We start from the raw sequence: 15714 nt of genomic DNA, 5'->3' as shown, positions 1-15714 counted from the left end.
TCTACTTCTTGGCGGCGGCCTTCTTGCGCGGGGCCGCCGCCTTGCGGGCCGCCGGCTTCTTCTTCGGGCCCTGGGCGCGCTTGTCGGCCAGCAGCTCGACGGCCTGCTCCGGGGTGATCGACTCCGGGGTGACGTCGCGCGGCAGCGTCCGGTTGGTCTCGCCGTCGGTGACGTACGCGCCGAACCGGCCCTCCTTCACCACGATCGGCTTCTTGGAGGTCGGGTCCTCGCCGAGCTCGCGCAGCGGCGGGGTCGCGGTGGCGCCGCGACCGCGCTTGGGCTGCGCGTAGATCGCCAGCGCCTCCTCCAGCGTCGTGGTGAAGATCGCCTCCTCCGACGGCAGCGTGCGCGAGTCCGTGCCCCGCTTGAGGTACGGGCCGTACCGGCCGTTCTGCGCGGTGATCTCCGTGCCCGTCTCCGGGTCCGTCCCGACGACCCGCGGCAGGCTCAGCAGCTGCAGCGCGTCCTCGAGGGTGATCGTCTGCAGGTTCTGGGACTTCAGCAGCGAGCCGGTGCGCGGCTTCGGGAGGGCGGCCAGCGCCCTCTTCCTCGCGGCGGCCGACAGGCCGGGGTCGAGCTCGGGCTCGGGCAGCAGCTCGGTGACGTACGGGCCGTAGCGGCCGTTCTTCGCCACGATCGTCGTCCCCGCGACCGGGTCGGTGCCGAGCACCAGGTCGCCCTCGGGCTCGTTCTCCAGGAGCTCGCGGGCGTGCTCCGGGGTCAGCTCGTCGGGGGCCAGGTCGTCCGGCACCGACGCGCGCCGCGGGTTGCCGTCCGGGCCGGGCTCGCCGCCGGTCTCCTCGATGTACGGCCCGTACCGGCCGACACGCAGCGTGATGCCGTCGCCGATCGCGATGGAGTTGACCTCGCGGGCGTCGATCTCGCCGAGGTTCGCGACGAGGTCGCGCAGGCCGTCGCCGTCAGGGCCGTCCGCGGCGTGCTGCCCGAAGTAGAACCGGGTCAGCCAGTCGACGCGGTCCTTCTGGCCGGCGGCGATGGCGTCGAGGTCCTCCTCCATGCCGGCGGTGAAGTCGTAGTCGACCAGCCGGTCGAAGTTCTCCTCCAGCAGGCGGGTCACGGCGAAAGCCAGCCACGTCGGCACCAGGGCCTGCCCGCGGCTGGTCACGTACCCGCGGTCCTGGATGACCGAGATGGTCGCGGCGTAGGTGGACGGACGGCCGATGCCTCGCTCCTCCAGCGCCTTCACCAGGCTCGCCTCCGTGAACCGCGGCGGCGGGGACGTGCGGTGGCCGTCGGCGGTGAGGTCGGACGCCTGCACGGCGTCGCCCTCGGCCATCTGCGGCAGGCGGGTCTCGCGCGCCGCGCCCTTGCCGGAGCCCTCGGCCGCGTCCGCGCCGTCGGCCGCGTCGGAGGAGTAGCGGTCGACGTCACGACCCTCCTCGTACGCCGCGAGGAACCCGCGGAACGTGATGACGGTGCCGCTGGCCGCGAACACGGCCGCGGTCGGCGCGCCCGCCGCGGGGCCGTCGCTCGCGGTGCTGCCGTCGGGCAGCGTCGGCGCCGGGACGGTCGCGGCGATCCGGACGGACGCGGTCGAGCCGCGCGCGTCGGCCATCTGGGACGCGACGGTCCGCTTCCAGATCAGCTCGTACAGCCGGAACTGGTCGCCGGACAGCTCGCGGGCGACCTGCGCCGGCGTGCGGAAGTTGTCCCCCGCCGGGCGGATCGCCTCGTGGGCCTCCTGGGCGCCCTTGCTCTTCGACGCGTAGACGCGCGGCTTGTCGGGCACGTGGTCCGCGCCGTAGAGCTCGGCGGCCTGCCGCCGCGCCGCGTCGACCGCCTGCGTGCTCAGCACCGGCGAGTCGGTACGCATGTAGGTGATGTAGCCGTTCTCGTACAGCGTCTGCGCGGTCCGCATCGTGGCGCGCGAGGCCATGCGCAGCTTGCGGCTCGCCTCCTGCTGCAGGGTCGACGTGGTGAACGGCGCGGCCGGGCGCCGGGTGTACGGCTTCGTCTCCAGCGACCGGACGCCGAACGCCGCGCCGTCGAGCGCGGACACCCAGGCGGTGGCGGCATCCTCGTCCAGGTGCACCGGGCGGGCCGACGCCGAGCCCTTGAGCACGCCGTCGTCGCCGAAGTCGCGGCCCGTGGCCACGCGGCGCTCGTCCAGCTGGACCAGACGCGCGTCGAACGACGGCTCCGCGGTGTCCTCGACCGCGAACGTCGCGGTCAGGTCCCAGTAGTCGGCGGCGCGGAACGCCATGCGCTCGCGCTCGCGCTCGACGACCAGGCGGGTCGCGACGGACTGCACGCGACCCGCGGACAGGCCCTGGCGGACCTTGCGCCACAGCACCGGGCTGACCTCGTACCCGTACAGGCGGTCGAGGATGCGGCGCGTCTCCTGCGCGTCGACCAGGCGCGTGTCCAGCTCGCGGGTGTTCTCCAGCGCGCGGGTGATGGCCTCGCGGGTGATCTCGTGGAACACCATGCGCTTGACCGGGACCTTGGGCTTGAGCTCCTGGAGCAGGTGCCACGCGATGGCCTCGCCCTCGCGGTCCTCATCGGTCGCGAGGTAGAGCTCGTCGGACTCCTTGAGCAGCCGCTTGAGCTCCGCGACCTTCTTCTTCTTGTCGGAGTCGACCACGTAGTACGGCTCGAACCCGTTGTCGACGTCGACCGCGAACTTGCCGAACGGGCCCTTCTTCATGTCCGCGGGCAGCTCGCTCGGCTGCGGCAGGTCACGGATGTGACCCACGCTCGCCTCGACCTCGAAGTCGTCGCCGAGGTACCCGGCGATCGTGCGCGCCTTGGCCGGCGACTCCACGATGACCAGCTTGCGACCTGACGACATACGCTCCTGCTTCCTCAGAACTTCCCGGACCTGCCGGGGTGACGGCACCGACAGCGGCGCCGGGGGCCAGGCGGGGACAGCATGCCACCGCCCGTGCGGGGTGACTCTACGACGTCGGTCCCACGGCGTCCGACCCGGATGTGGCGGACCGTCGCAGCACCAGCAGCACCGCGAACACCGCGGCAGCCGTCGCGACGATGCCCAGCGCCCCGCCACCGTACGACGTCAGGAGGGCGGCGGTCGTGCCGACCGGGTCCGGCGACGACCAGGTCCGGCGCAGCGCGACCACCGCGGCACCCCCGGCGAACGCCGCGACGAGCCCGAGCAGCACCGCCGCGACCCGGGTCCCGGTGCCGCTGCCACCCCGGGTGATCGCCGGCAGCGCGGCCGTCGGCGGGTGCCGGTCGACCGTCGTCCCGACGCGCAGCGCCAGGGCCGCGCACCCGAGAGCCCCCCAGAGCAGCACGACGAGCAGCCCGGCGATCACGTCGGACGGCCGGTGCCACTGCCCGACCAGGGTGCTCACCCCGGTCGCGCCCGCGTAGGTCGCGCCGAGCACCGCCACCCACGGGCGCGCCCGGGGCGGCACCACGAGCAGCACCGCGGCGGCGACCGAGGCCGCGGCGGTGGTGTGCCCGCTCGGCAGCGTGTTGAAGTCCGGGCCGTACCCGAGGTCCGGCCGGTCCAGCAGCATCGTCTTCAGCACCCGCGTCGTGACGTTCGCCCCGACCAGCACCCCGCCCGCGACCAGCGCGAGCGCCCACCGGCGCCGGACGAACGCGATGACCGCGCACGCGATGATCGCGCCCGCGATGAACCCGACGGACACCACGTCGAGCACCGGCTCCGCGACCTCCCACAGCCGGTTCTGCCCGATGTGCGCGCCGTCCAGCGCGGCCTGGTCGACGGCCTGGCCGCGCTCCGACCCGACGAACACCCGCCACGACACCGCGACGCCGGCCACCGCCACGGCGGCGACGACCAGGGCCGCGACCACCCGGCGCACGATCGCCCCGGCACGACGGGCCGGCAGCCGGGGACGGTCGACGGGGACGGCGCGCCCGGGCGCGCCGCCGTCCGGCTCGGGGCCGCGCCAGGACGTCGGCGGGGCAGCGGTCGGGCGGGTCATGGGGCCCACGGTAGGCGGTGGTGGCGCAGCAGCCCCGCCGGACGGGGCGCCGCGCACGATTCCTCCACCCGACCGCCGGGGGGCGTGCGCGGACGGGCAGGGTGAGCGGGGCTCACCCTGCCGTCGCCACCCCCCGACCCGCGAGCGCCTCGTCCTCGTCGCCGTCGAGCAGCACCGCGTGCCGGCCGGCCTCGGCGAGGTGCGCGCGGGTCTCGGGGTCGGCGTGCACGCACAGCAGGCAGCCGCCCCGGGCCTCGAGCTGGGTCGCGGCCTCGTCGACGGCGTCGGCGGCGCGGCGGCTGCGCAGGCGGGCCGACCGCAGGTCCAGCACGACGATCGAGGCGCACGCGGACAGCGCGTCGAGCAGCGCGCGGAGCCGACCCGCGTCGGCGCGGCCGAACGAGCCCGCCGGGCGGACCGTGGCGGTGAGCCACGCGCCCGCGCCGTCGTCGCCGGGCAGCTCGGCGGGCTCGGCGGGCTCGGCGGGGGCGGCGGGGGCGGACGGTGGCGGCGGGCACAGGTGCGTCGAGGACGGTCATGGTGAGCTCCCGGGTCGCTGGTGCCCCGGTGCGGGGCGACGTGGGACCCAGCGAACGCGCGGACCCTGAGGACCGGCTGGGGACGCGCCCACGGGCACCTGAGGGCCGCGGGACCTTCACGCCGCACCCCCGCCGGGTGCACCCTGGGGGCACCTACAGGACGACGACGTCGGAGGCCACCGTGCTCGACCTCAGCAACGGATTCAGCGGGTTCTCGGTCGCGGACGTGCCCGCGGCGCGCGCGTTCTACGGCGACGTGCTCGGGCTCGACGCCGAAGAACGCGACGGCATGCTCGTGCTGCACCTGGCGGGCGGCCGCAACGTGCTCGCCTACCCGAAGGGCGACGCGCACACGCCCGCCTCGTTCACGATCCTCAACTTCCCCGTCCCGGACGTGCCGGCGGCGGTCGCGGAGCTGCGGGGTCGGGGCGTGGTGTTCGAGCGGTACGAGGGCACCCCGACCCAGACCGACGAGGACGGGGTGTTCCGGGGCGGCGGGCCGCTGATCGCGTGGTTCACCGACCCGTCCGGCAACGTGCTGTCGGTCATCGAGGACGAGTGAGCACCCGGTCGTCCCGGCACACAGGAAACCCACAGGGCGACGTCAGGGACGGCTCAGGTCGCGCAGGCACACTCGTGCCATGACCACCTCCACGCTCCAGCGCGACGCCCTCACCCGAGCCGACGGCCAGCCGGTCCGCGCCCTCGTCGTCGACGACGAGGCCACCCTCGCCGAGCTGCTCTCCACCGCGCTGCGGTACGAGGGCTGGCAGGTGGAGCACGCCCTGACCGGGCAGACGGCGATCAAGCAGGCGAAGACGCTGGACCCGGACGTCATCCTGCTCGACGTGATGCTGCCCGACCTGTCCGGCCTGGAGGTGCTGCGCCGGATCCGCGCCACCCACCCGCACGTGCCCGTGCTGTTCCTCACCGCGAAGGACGCCGTCGAGGACCGCATCGCCGGCCTGACCGCGGGCGGCGACGACTACGTGACCAAGCCGTTCAGCCTCGAGGAGGTCGTCGCGCGGCTGCGCGCGCTGCTGCGCCGCGCCGGGGCGGTCTCGGAGCGCGAGGAGGCCGTGCTCACCGTCGGCGACCTGCGGATGGACGAGGACGCGCACGAGGTGTCCCGCGCCGGTGTGGACATCCGGCTGACCGCGACCGAGTTCGAGCTGCTCCGCTACTTCATGCGCAACCCCAAGCGCGTGCTGTCCAAGGCGCAGATCCTCGACCGCGTGTGGCAGTACGACTTCGGCGGCCAGGCGAACATCGTCGAGCTGTACGTGTCGTACCTGCGCCGGAAGATCGACAAGGGCCGCGAGCCGATGCTGCACACCCTGCGCGGCGTCGGGTACGTGCTCAAGCCCGCGGCGTGACCCCCACCGGGCCGACCTCCGCCCGACCGGGTCGGTCGCGCTGGACGCTGCGCCGGCGGCTGGTCGCGATCGTGGTGGTGCTGCTGGCCACGGTCGCGGCGGTGATGGGCCTGGTGTCGACGCTCGCGCTGCGGTCGTCGCTGCTCGGCCAGATCGACGACCGGCTGGAGGCGGCCAGCGAGCGGGCCTCGTCCGCACCCGACCGGCTGGACCGCGCGGGCGCCGACGGCATCCCCTCCGACGCGCCGACCGACGACGCGACCGGCGAGGTCCTCGTCCCCCGGTCCGGCGGCGACGGCGTGCCGCCCGCGTTCGGGCTGCCGGGCCAGGACGTCGGGACGGTCAGCGTGTTCGAGCGCTCCGACGGCACCCTGCAGGCGGGCTACCTCGACGCGGACGCCACGGTGCAGCAGCTCGACGACGCCCAGCTCGACGTGCTGCTCAGCATCACCCCGGACGGCGTACAGCAGACCGTCGACCTGCCGGGACTCGGCTCCTACCGGGCGATCTCGGTGATCTCGTCCGGGGGTGACACCTCGGTGACGGCGATCCCGGTCGCCGGGGTCACGGCCACCGTCGACGAGTACGTCGTCGTGGAGGTCGCCGTCGCCGCGACCGGGCTGCTGGTGGCCGCCGCGCTCGCCACCGTGCTCGTCCGCCGCGAGCTGCGCCCGCTGGACCGGGTCGCCGCGACCGCCGCGCGCGTCTCGGAGCTGCCGCTGAGCCGCGGGGCCGTCGACATCCGCGAGCGCGTCCCCGACGAGGACACCGACCCCACGACGGAGGTCGGCAAGGTCGGCGCCGCGCTGAACCGGGTGCTCGGCCACGTGGAGCAGGCGCTGACCGCCCGCCACGAGTCCGAGACGCAGGTGCGCCGGTTCGTCGCCGACGCCAGCCACGAGCTGCGCACCCCCCTGGCGTCGATCCGCGGCTACGCCGAGCTGGTGCAGCGGCTCCCGGGCGACCTGCCCGACGACGCCCTGCGCGCGATGAGCCGCGTCGAGTCCGAGGCGCGCCGGATGACGTCGCTGGTCGAGGACATGCTGCTGCTGGCACGCCTGGACGCGGGCCGGGACCTGGAGCTCGACGAGGTCGACCTCGGGGGCGTCGCCGCGGACGCCGTCGCGGACGCCCACGTCGCGGGACCCGACCACACGTGGCTCCTCGAGCTCCCCGTCGGCGACGAGGACGAGGACGCCGAGCCCGCCCTCGTGCGCGGCGACGAGCACCGGCTGCACCAGGTGCTGGTGAACCTGCTGTCCAACGCCCGGGTGCACACCCCGGCCGGGACCACCGTGGTGGTGTCCGTCCTGACCGAGGGCGACGAGGTGCTGCTCCGGGTGCGCGACGACGGGCCCGGCATCGCGGAGCCGTTGCGGTCCCGGCTGTTCGAGCGGTTCGCGCGCGGCGACGAGTCGCGCAACCGGGCCGCCGGGTCCACCGGCCTGGGGCTCGCCATCGTGCACGCCGTCGTCACCGCGCACGGCGGCACCATCGACGTCGACGGCACCCCCGGCGCGACGACGTTCACCGTGCGGCTGCCGCGGGCGGACGACGGTGACGGCAGCGGCGGGGACGGCGCCGGCTCGGTCGCCTGACGGCCCGGCCCGATCAGGCCGACGCGGCGGACAGCGCGCCGATCTCCTCCGCCGTCAGCTCCAGCCGCGCGCCCGCCAGCAGGTCGGGCAGCTGCTCGACGGTGCGGGCGCTCGCGATCGGCGCGACCACGCCGGGCTGCACGCGCAGCCACGCGAGCGACACGGCCGTCACCGACGTCCCGTGCGCCGCGGCGACCTCGTCGAGCACGCCCAGCACCCGCCGGCCCCGGTCGTCGAGGTAGCGCCCCGCCGACCCCGCGCGCGGGCTGTCGACGGCCGGACCGCCCTCGCGGTACTTGCCCGTGAGGAACCCGCTCGCCAGCGACGAGTACGGCAGCACGCCCAGCCCCTCGCGGACCGCGAGCTCCTGCAGCGGGCCCTCGTACTCGTCACGGTGCACCAGGTTGTAGTGCGGCTGCAGCGCGACGAACCGCGGCACGCCGAGCTCGTCGGCGATCCGGAGCGCCTCCGCCAGGCGCTCCGTGCTGAAGTTCGACGCCGCGACGTACCGGGCCTTGCCCTCCCTGACGACCTCGCCCAGGGCGGCCACCGTCTCCTCCAGCGGGGTGTCCTGGTCGTCCATGTGGGCGTAGTACAGGTCGACGTAGTCCGTCTGGAGCCGCTTCAGCGACTGCTCGATCGCGCCCCGCACCGTCGCGCGCGACGTGCCCAGGTACCCGTCGAGCTTGCCGACCTTCGTCGCGAGCACGACGTCCGCGCGGTTGCCGCGCGACGCCATCCACCGGCCGAGCACCTCCTCGGACTCGCCGCCGGCGTGCCCGGGCGCCCACTGCGAGTAGACGTCCGCGGTGTCGACGAAGCTGCCGCCCTCCGCGACGAACGCGTCCAGGACGGCCGTCGACGCGGCCTCGTCCGCGGTCCAGCCGAACACGTTGCCGCCCAGGTTCAGCGGCAGGACGTCCAGGTCGGTGGTGCCGATGCGGGTCATGGTCCTCCTCGGTGGGGTGTCGCAGCCGCCGGGGGCCGCGCGTGCACCGTCCGTCCTATCGCCCCGGCCGTCCGGACGCGATCCGGGCCCGACGCACGCGACCCCCACCGCCGCGGCGGAGGGGGTCGCGTGGCCGAGCGGAGCCGCAGGTCAGAGCGGGTACGCGGCGTAGAGGTTCGCGATGTCCGCCGCCGGGCCCGTGACGAGGAACACCGCCGAGCCGTTGCGCCACAGCGCCACGCCGGTGCCGTCGCCCGCGTCGACGACGGTGACCGTGCCGACCGCGGTGCCGTCGACGGTGACCTCGCCGCTGCTGAGCACCGCGGGGGCCGTGCTGCCGGCGCCCGCGGTGGCGGAGGTGGTGGCCGTCGAGGGGTCGCCATCGGCGTCGGCCGTGGGGGCGGTCGGCAGCGCGGCCGCGAGGCCCGCGAGCACCGCGTCGGCCTCCTCGGGCGTCTCCCACTGCCCCGCCTGCACCGTGACCTGGCCGGCGCCACCGTCCGAGTACGTCTCGGTGTACGCCTCGATCGCACCCTGGCCCAGCCACGCCACGTCGTCGGCCGACGACGCCAGCGCGTACTGCAGCACGGTCGCGGGCAGCGCCGTGGCGAACGCGGTCGTCGCCGGGCGGGCGGCCGGCTCGACGGTCGCGGTGGGCGACGGCAGCACCACGTCCGCGGGGGCCGCGGCCCCAGGGGCGTCCTCGCGGGTCAGCACGTAGCCGGCGACGCCCCCGCCGACCACCACGACCGCGGCGACCAGCGCCACGACCAGGGGCCAGCGACGACGGCGCGGCTCGTCCTGGAGGCCGGGCGTCCCGTCACCGGGGCCGCCGGCGTCGGCGTCGTCACCGGGCACGGGACCCGGCCCGGGGACGGCGGACGAGGGTGCGGCGAGGCCGGGCTCGCGGCCCACGAGGTTGGGGTGCGTCCAGCCGGCGCGGGGCTCCTCGCCGGGACGGTCCGCGGAGGCGGCGGGCGCGGCGGCGGGCGCAGTCGGGGCCCCGGGCACGGGCGAGGCGGCGGGCGCGGGCGAGGCGGCGGGCGTGGCGGGCGGCGCGGGCACCACGGGGATCGCCCCGGTCCGGATCTGCCGCCGGGTGGGCATCGGCGCGGCGAGGCCGGGCGCCGGGGCAGCTGGAGCCGGGGTCGTGGGTGCGGGGGGCGTGGGTGCCGGGGTCGTGGGCGCGGCGGCGACCGGCGGCGGGGAGTCGGCGTCCCCGGAGAGCCGGGCCCATGTGGGCCGGTTCCACGTGGAGGGGCCCTCGGGCGTCGTCCCGCCCGGGCCCCGCCCGTCGTGGGTGCCGTCGGTGTCGGTCATGCACGTACTCCCTGCGCCGCCTGCACGGGTGCGGGGCGCACCCGCCCTCCCGTCGTCCGCGCGGCAGCCTACTGGCCGCCGCCGTCCCGGCCCGGGACCCCGCGCCGCTGCGCTCCCCCCGGCCCGGGACCCCGCGCCGCTGCGCTCCCCCGGCCCGCGCCGCTGCGCCCGAGGCCGCCCGCTCAGCCCGCCGTCGGTCGCACCCGCACCGCGTCCGGTCGGGTGAGGCGCACCGCCTCGCCGAGGTCCGCCGCCTGCCCGACCTGCATCCCCTCGGGGACCTGGCCCGGCTCGATCGACCCCGCCGGCACGACCGCGTGCGTGAACCCCAGGCGCGCCGCCTCCGCGAGCCGCCGCGCCGTCCCGGTCACCGGGCGGATCTCGCCCGCCAGCCCGACCTCCCCGATCGCGACCAGCCGGGGCGGCAGCGCCACGTTCTCCCGGCTGCTGACCGTCGCCAGCGCCAGCGCGAGGTCGGCCGCGGGCTCGACCAGGCGCGCGCCGCCGACCGTCGCGACGTAGACGTCCTGGTCGCCGACCTTCAGCCCCGCACGCCGCTGCAGGACGGCGAGCACCATCGCGAGCCGGCTGCCGTCGATGCCGCTGGTGGTGCGCCGCGGGTTGGGCAGCATGCTCGGCGCGACGAGCGCCTGCACCTCGACCGCCAGGGGCCGGCGCCCCTCCAGGGTCACCGTGACGCACGTGCCGGGGACGTGGTGCCGCTCGTGCGAGACGAACAGCCCCGACGGGTCGGCCAGTCCCACGATCCCGGTCTCGGTCAGGTCGAAGCAGCCGACCTCGTCCGTCGGGCCGAACCGGTTCTTGGTCGCGCGCAGCAGCCGCAGCCGTGAGTGCCGGTCCCCCTCGAACTGGCAGACGACGTCCACCAGGTGCTCGAGGGTCCGCGGTCCGGCGACCGAGCCGTCCTTCGTGACGTGCCCGACGAGCACCACCGGCAGCCCGCGCTCCTTGGCCGCCGAGATCAGCGCCGCCGCCACCTCGCGGACCTGCGCGACACCGCCCGGCGCACCCTCGACGGCGGAGGACGCCACCGTCTGCACCGAGTCGAGCACCAGGAGGTCGGGCTCGGTCTGCGCGAGGTGGCCGAGGATCGTCCCGAGGTCCGTCTCCGCCGTCAGCAGCAGCGTCGCGGCGAGCGCCCCGATCCGCTCCGCGCGCAGCCGCACCTGGCCCGCGGACTCCTCACCGGTCACGTACAGGACCGTGCGACCGCCCTCGGCGGCCCGGCTCGCGACGTCGAGCAGCAGCGTCGACTTGCCCACGCCGGGCTCGCCCGCGAGCAGCACGACGGCGCCCGGCACCAGCCCGCCGCCGAGCACGCGGTCCAGCTCCCCGACCCCCGTCGGCCGGGAGCGGCTCGTCTCGACGTCGATCTCGGCGATCGGCCGCGCGGCCCCGCGCAGCGGCACCATCACGGCGGTCCGCGGTGCCGCGCCGCCCGGGCCGGTGTCCTCCGTCACCGAGCCCCACGTCTGGCACTCGCCGCAGCGGCCGACCCACTTGGACGTCGTCCAGCCGCACTCGGCGCAGCGGAAGACGGGCCTGGCGCTCTTCGTGGTCGTGGTGCTCACGGGTCGTGACGCTAGCCGCCGCCACCGACACGCGGCCCGCCGCCCGGCACCCACCCGGGCGGCGGGGCGACGACCCGTGACCGCATCGCAACGTCCGCGGCGCGCGGCGAGCCCCCGTGGCGGCGCCCGGCTGCGTAGGATCGCGCCGTGCCCACACCCACGCCGCCCGACGACCTGCTGCGGCACACGCTCGCCGCGGTCGCGCCCGGCACCGAGCTCCGCGACGGCCTCGAGCGCATCCTGCGCGGCCGGACCGGCGCGCTCATCGTGCTCGGCGTCGACGCCACGGTCGAGAGCATCTGCTCCGGCGGGTTCGAGCTCGCCGTCGAGTTCTCGGCGACCCGGCTGCGCGAGCTCGCCAAGATGGACGGCGGCATCGTGATGGACCCGACGTCGCAGCGCATCGTGCGCGCGGGCGCCCAGCTGCTCCCGGACCCGTCGATCTCCACGTCGGAGACCGGCACCCGGCACCGCACCGCGGAGCGGGTCGCCAAGCAGACCGGCCTGCCCGTCATCTCGGTGTCCGCCTCGATGCGGATCATCGCGCTGTACGTCGGCGGCCAGCGGCACGTGCTCGAGAACGCCGACGCGATCATGTCCCGCGCGAACCAGGCGCTCGCCACGCTCGAGCGGTACAAGTCCCGCCTCGACGAGGTCAGCGGCACGCTCTCCGCCCTCGAGATCGAGGACCTGGTGACCGTCCGCGACGTGTGCGTCGTCGTGCAGCGCCAGGAGATGGTGCGCCGCATCTCGGAGGAGATCGCCGGCTACGTCGTCGAGCTCGGCACCGACGGGCGTCTGCTGTCCCTCCAGCTCGACGAGCTCACCGGCGGCATCACCAGCGACAGCGAGCTCGTGATCCGCGACTACCTGGACTCGGCCCGCCGCGACGTCGACGCCGTCCAGGGCGAGCTCGCCGCGCTGGACTCCACCGAGCTGCTCGACCTCGCGCTGATCGCCCGCGTGCTCGGCCTGCCGTCCGGCGTGGAGATGCTCGACGCCGCGACCGGCCCGCGCGGCTACCGCCTGATGTCGAAGGTCCCCCGCCTGCCGGCGGCGATCGTCGACCGCCTCGTCGGGCACTTCAGCGGCCTGCAGAAGCTGCTGGCCGCGAACATCGACGACCTCATGGCCGTCGACGGAGTCGGCGAGCAGCGCGCCCGCGCCGTGCGCGAGGGGCTGTCCCGGCTCGCGGAGTCGAGCATCCTCGAGCGGTACGTCTGAGCCCGAGCGGTACGTCCGATCCCGAGCGGTCCGCCCGGACCCGGCCGCCGCGCCGGGCTCACTCCAGCCCGAACACCACCGGCTCGGTGACGACCCCGGCGAGCGTGAGCACCGCCTGGTAGGTCCCCGGCTGGGCGTCCGACTGCCCGCCCGCGCAGCCCTCGACCGACCGCACGCGGTCCCACTGGACCTGCCGCTCGTCGGCCTGACCCGGCGCCAGCAGCAGCTGCAGCGGCTCCGTGGGCGCGCAGTCCGTGCTCGCCCAGATCCGGTCGCTGCCCGACGTGATGGCGACCTGCTGGTTCGGGCCGCCCGCGTCGACCAGGCAGGCGACGCTGCCGGCGTTGGTCAGCCGCAGCGTGAACGTGGGCAGCGCGCCCTCGGCGTAGGTCGTGGCGTCCGCGCTGAGCTCGGCGTTGAGGTCCCCGGTGGCGCACACCGGCGTCCCGGTCTCGGTCTCCTCCGGCGCGGGGGTCTGCGTCGTCGTGCCGCCACCGGTCGCGGTGTCGTCGCCGCCCGAGCCGCCGCCGCGCACGAGCGCCCCGATCCCGACGACGGCCAGCACGACCACCGCCACCAGCACGATCAGCACGACCGCCCGGCGCACCCAGTACACGCGCGGAGGGAGCGAACCCTCCGGCCGCAGCACGCCCATGTCCCGGCCTTTCTCGATTCGGTCGACGCGGACACGGTAGCCCGCCGCGCCGCACCCCCCGGGGACCCGCCCGAGGACACGCCTGGCCTCCTGGCGCGCCCCGCCGCTCGCCGAGACAGGGCCTCCGCGCCGAGACAGGGCGCCCTACCGCCCTGTCTCGGCGGCGCGGTGCTATCTCGGCGGCGCTGACCGACCGGCGGGCGGGCGGGCGGCGATTCGGTCGCGCGGCGCCGGCGGGTGAGGATGGCGTCCGTGCCGTCCTCCCCCGTCCTGCCCCTACCCGCCGCCGCGGTCCGCGAGCCGGTGGTCGCGTGGTTCGAGGAGCACGCGCGCGACCTGCCGTGGCGCGCCCCGGACCGCACCCCGTGGGGCGTGCTGGTCAGCGAGGTGATGCTGCAGCAGACCCCGGTGGTCCGGGTGGAGCCGGCGTGGCGGGCGTGGCTGGCGCGGTGGCCGGAGCCCGCGGACCTCGCGGCGGCGAGCCCGGCGGACGTGCTGCGGGCGTGGGACCGGCTCGGCTACCCGCGGCGCGCGTTGCGGCTCCAGGACTGCGCGCGGGCGCTCGTCGAGCGGCACGGCGGCGCGGTGCCGGACGACGAGGAGGCGCTGCTGGCGCTGCCCGGGATCGGCTCGTACACGGCGGCGGCGGTGCGGGCGTTCGCGTTCGGGCGGCGGTCGGTGGTGCTGGACACGAACGTGCGGCGGGTGCTGGCCCGGGTGGTGGCGGGCGAGGCGCTGCCGGCCCCGGCGCTGACGGTCGCCGAGCGACGGCTGGCCGAGGAGCTGGTCCCGGCCGACGACGCGGGCGCGGCACGGTGGGCGGCGGCGTCGATGGAGCTCGGCGCGCTGGTGTGCACGGCGCGCGCCCCGCGGTGCGACGCCTGCCCGGTGCGGGACGTCTGCGCGTGGCGGCGGGCCGGATCACCGCCGGACGTGCACGCCCTGCGCCGCCGGACGCAGGCGTGGGCGGGAACCGACCGGCAGGTGCGGGGCAGGATCATGGCGCTGCTGCGCGACGCCCTGGAGCCCGCGCCGGCGCACGCGGTGGCCGCGGTGTGGCCGGACGACGTGCAGCGCGACCGCTGCCTGGCGTCGCTGCTCGTCGACCGCCTGGTGGAGGTCGTCCCGGGCGAGGACCCGGAGCAGCCCCGGTACCGCCTGCCGGCAGCGGTCGCGACGGCCGCCACGGACCCGACCGCCACGACCGCCCCGACCGCCTGAGCTCAGTCCAGGTCGACGATCATCCGGGTGTTGCCCAGCGTGTTCGGCTTCACGCGCGCCAGGTCGAGGAACTCGGCGACGCCGTCGTCGTGCGACCGCAGCAGCTCCGCGTAGACCTCGGGCGGGACGGCCGCGCCGTCGATCGTGCCCCAGCCGTGCGCGGCGAAGAAGTCGACCTCGAAGGTCAGGCAGAACAGGCGCCGCAGGCCGAGGTCGCGGGCGCGCTCGGTCAGGGCCTCGAGCAGCGCGTGCCCGACGCCCCGGCCGCGCCAGGCGCGGGCGGCCGCGAGGGTCCGGATCTCGGCGAGGTCCTGCCACATCACGTGCAGCGCGCCGCAGCCGATCAGGGTGCCGTCCTCCGCCTCCGCGACGACGAACTCCTGCACGGCCTCGTAGTAGCCGACCCACTCCTTGGCGAGCAGGATGCGCTCGTCGGCGTAGGGCTGCACCAGGTCGCGGATGGCCCGGACGTCCGCGGGCCGGGCCGGTCGCACCCGGTACGACGACGCGGCGGGCGACGTGGGTGCGGACGACGACGGTGTTGCGGACAGCGGTGCGTCGGACGGCGGTGCGGCGGGCTCGGTCACGCCCCTCAACCTACGTCGTGCACCGGCGCCGACGCCCAGCGGTCCAGGCCCGGCACCAGCGCCGCGCCGGCGGTCCGGGCCCCGCCCAGCGAGGGTCCGTGGAGGCCGAGCACCCGCAGCGCCGCGTCCGCGACGACCGGCGCCAGGTCGGCGACCGCGGCGGTCCCGCCCGTGCGCCGCGCGGTGATGACGCTCTCGACGAGCCCGAACACCAGCGTGGCCTCCGGCGGCGCGACCCCTGTGGTGACCCGGTCCGGGCCGTGCACCGCCCGGAGCACCGCGGCGACGAGCGCGTCGTACCGCCCGCGCAGCGCCGCCCGCTCCTCGTGGAACTCGCCGAACGCCTCCCCCTCGACCTCGGGGAGCTGCATCAGCCCGCCGATGTTCACCGGGCCGTCCGCGAGCCACCGCGCGTCGGCGTCGCACAGCGCCCACAGGCGCGCGGCCGGGTCGCCGGGCTCGGCGAGCAGCTGGTCCGCGAGCGCCAGCGAGGGGCGCACCGTCTCGAGCAGCAGCGTGCGCAGCAGGGCGTCCTTGCCGCGGAAGTGGTGGTAGATCGACGCCTGCTTCACCCCGGCCCGGTCGGCGATCGCGTAGGTGGAGGTCGCGGTGTAGCCGACGCTGCTGAACAGGACGGCGGCGGCGGCGAGCACGGCGCCGCGGGTGTCGCGGTCGGCCCCGGTGCGGGGGCGGCCGGAGGGCGGGGTCATGC

General features: G+C 76.2%; 14 protein-coding genes. 5 read left to right on the top strand and 9 right to left on the bottom strand.

Annotation, left to right across the window (positions count from 1 at the left end; genetic code table 11):
- Position 1: 1 nt before the first annotated feature.
- From topA to ACFVXN_RS00735, 3 genes are all read right to left on the bottom strand, one after another.
- Positions 2-2812, bottom strand: a complete 2811-nt coding sequence (gene topA / locus ACFVXN_RS00745; protein ID WP_389225753.1) for a type I DNA topoisomerase — start codon at positions 2810-2812, stop codon at positions 2-4.
- A gap of 106 nt (positions 2813-2918) precedes the next feature.
- On the bottom strand, positions 2919-3941 hold the full coding sequence (locus ACFVXN_RS00740) for a phosphatase PAP2 family protein (protein WP_389225750.1): 1023 nt from the start codon (positions 3939-3941) through the stop codon (positions 2919-2921).
- Between the two features lie 112 nt (positions 3942-4053).
- Positions 4054-4272 carry a hypothetical protein gene (locus ACFVXN_RS00735; RefSeq protein WP_389225747.1) on the bottom strand — a complete coding sequence of 73 codons (219 nt, stop codon included), beginning with the start codon at positions 4270-4272 and terminating at the stop codon, positions 4054-4056.
- Positions 4273-4661: 389 nt separating this feature from the next.
- Here ACFVXN_RS00735 and ACFVXN_RS00730 point away from each other — a divergent pair, with 389 nt between their 5' ends.
- From ACFVXN_RS00730 to ACFVXN_RS00720, 3 genes are all read left to right on the top strand, one after another.
- The gene (locus ACFVXN_RS00730; protein WP_389225744.1) at positions 4662-5042 is read left to right on the top strand and encodes a VOC family protein; all 381 of its coding nucleotides are present in this window, start codon (positions 4662-4664) and stop codon (positions 5040-5042) included.
- A 79-nt stretch (positions 5043-5121) separates the two neighbouring features.
- Entirely contained in the window at positions 5122-5856 is a 735-nt protein-coding gene (locus ACFVXN_RS00725; protein ID WP_389225741.1) for a response regulator transcription factor, read from the top strand.
- A complete protein-coding gene (locus ACFVXN_RS00720) occupies positions 5853-7454 on the top strand; it encodes a sensor histidine kinase (RefSeq protein WP_389225738.1) in 1602 nt (533 codons plus the stop codon). The genes ACFVXN_RS00725 and ACFVXN_RS00720 overlap by 4 nt, the downstream gene beginning before the upstream one ends.
- Positions 7455-7467: 13 nt before the next feature.
- On the opposite strand, the gene ACFVXN_RS00715 is transcribed toward ACFVXN_RS00720, so the two are convergent.
- The 3 genes from ACFVXN_RS00715 to radA form a co-directional block, all read right to left on the bottom strand.
- Positions 7468-8403 carry an aldo/keto reductase gene (locus ACFVXN_RS00715; protein ID WP_389225735.1) on the bottom strand — a complete coding sequence of 312 codons (936 nt, stop codon included), beginning with the start codon at positions 8401-8403 and terminating at the stop codon, positions 7468-7470.
- 150 nt (positions 8404-8553) lie between these two features.
- Positions 8554-9723, bottom strand: coding sequence for a hypothetical protein (locus ACFVXN_RS00710; protein ID WP_389225732.1), 1170 nt, complete (start codon positions 9721-9723; stop codon positions 8554-8556).
- 182 nt (positions 9724-9905) lie between these two features.
- The gene (gene radA, locus ACFVXN_RS00705) at positions 9906-11315 is read right to left on the bottom strand and encodes a DNA repair protein RadA (protein WP_389225729.1); all 1410 of its coding nucleotides are present in this window, start codon (positions 11313-11315) and stop codon (positions 9906-9908) included.
- A gap of 147 nt (positions 11316-11462) precedes the next feature.
- On the opposite strand from radA, the gene disA reads away from it, so the two are divergent.
- Complete coding sequence (gene disA / locus ACFVXN_RS00700; protein WP_389225726.1) at positions 11463-12539, top strand: DNA integrity scanning diadenylate cyclase DisA; 1077 nt, start codon at positions 11463-11465, stop codon at positions 12537-12539.
- 58 nt (positions 12540-12597) lie between these two features.
- Here the strand turns inward: disA and ACFVXN_RS00695 are convergent, their stop codons facing one another.
- Positions 12598-13155, bottom strand: coding sequence for a hypothetical protein (locus ACFVXN_RS00695; RefSeq protein WP_389225723.1), 558 nt, complete (start codon positions 13153-13155; stop codon positions 12598-12600).
- A 282-nt stretch (positions 13156-13437) separates the two neighbouring features.
- Here ACFVXN_RS00695 and ACFVXN_RS00690 point away from each other — a divergent pair, with 282 nt between their 5' ends.
- On the top strand, positions 13438-14415 hold the full coding sequence (locus tag ACFVXN_RS00690; RefSeq protein ID WP_389225720.1) for an A/G-specific adenine glycosylase: 978 nt from the start codon (positions 13438-13440) through the stop codon (positions 14413-14415).
- A gap of 2 nt (positions 14416-14417) precedes the next feature.
- Here ACFVXN_RS00690 and ACFVXN_RS00685 read toward each other — a convergent pair whose 3' ends face one another.
- Together ACFVXN_RS00685 and ACFVXN_RS00680 are read right to left on the bottom strand one after the other, a co-directional pair.
- The gene (locus ACFVXN_RS00685) at positions 14418-14966 is read right to left on the bottom strand and encodes an amino-acid N-acetyltransferase (protein WP_389227795.1); all 549 of its coding nucleotides are present in this window, start codon (positions 14964-14966) and stop codon (positions 14418-14420) included.
- 41 nt (positions 14967-15007) lie between these two features.
- Entirely contained in the window at positions 15008-15712 is a 705-nt protein-coding gene (locus tag ACFVXN_RS00680; protein WP_389225717.1) for a TetR/AcrR family transcriptional regulator, read from the bottom strand.
- Positions 15713-15714: the final 2 nt, after the last annotated feature.

It is taken from the genome of Cellulomonas sp. NPDC058312 (genome assembly GCF_042880135.1).
In the GTDB taxonomy this organism is placed as follows: Bacteria; Actinomycetota; Actinomycetes; order Actinomycetales; family Cellulomonadaceae; genus Cellulomonas.
This window is presented reverse-complemented; position numbering and strand designations above follow the sequence as displayed.

What these genes read in the sequence shown, in the direction of transcription:
- topA (WP_389225753.1), bottom strand. Translation starts at nt 2,812, where the DNA reads ATGTCGTCAGGTCGCAAGCTGGTCATCGTGGAGTCGCCGGCCAAGGCG.
- ACFVXN_RS00740 (WP_389225750.1), bottom strand. Translation starts at nt 3,941, where the DNA reads ATGACCCGCCCGACCGCTGCCCCGCCGACGTCCTGGCGCGGCCCCGAG.
- ACFVXN_RS00725 (WP_389225741.1), top strand. Translation starts at nt 5,122, where the DNA reads ATGACCACCTCCACGCTCCAGCGCGACGCCCTCACCCGAGCCGACGGC.
- ACFVXN_RS00715 (WP_389225735.1), bottom strand. Translation starts at nt 8,403, where the DNA reads ATGACCCGCATCGGCACCACCGACCTGGACGTCCTGCCGCTGAACCTG.
- ACFVXN_RS00710 (WP_389225732.1), bottom strand. Translation starts at nt 9,723, where the DNA reads ATGACCGACACCGACGGCACCCACGACGGGCGGGGCCCGGGCGGGACG.
- ACFVXN_RS00690 (WP_389225720.1), top strand. Translation starts at nt 13,438, where the DNA reads ATGGCGTCCGTGCCGTCCTCCCCCGTCCTGCCCCTACCCGCCGCCGCG.
- ACFVXN_RS00680 (WP_389225717.1), bottom strand. Translation starts at nt 15,712, where the DNA reads ATGACCCCGCCCTCCGGCCGCCCCCGCACCGGGGCCGACCGCGACACC.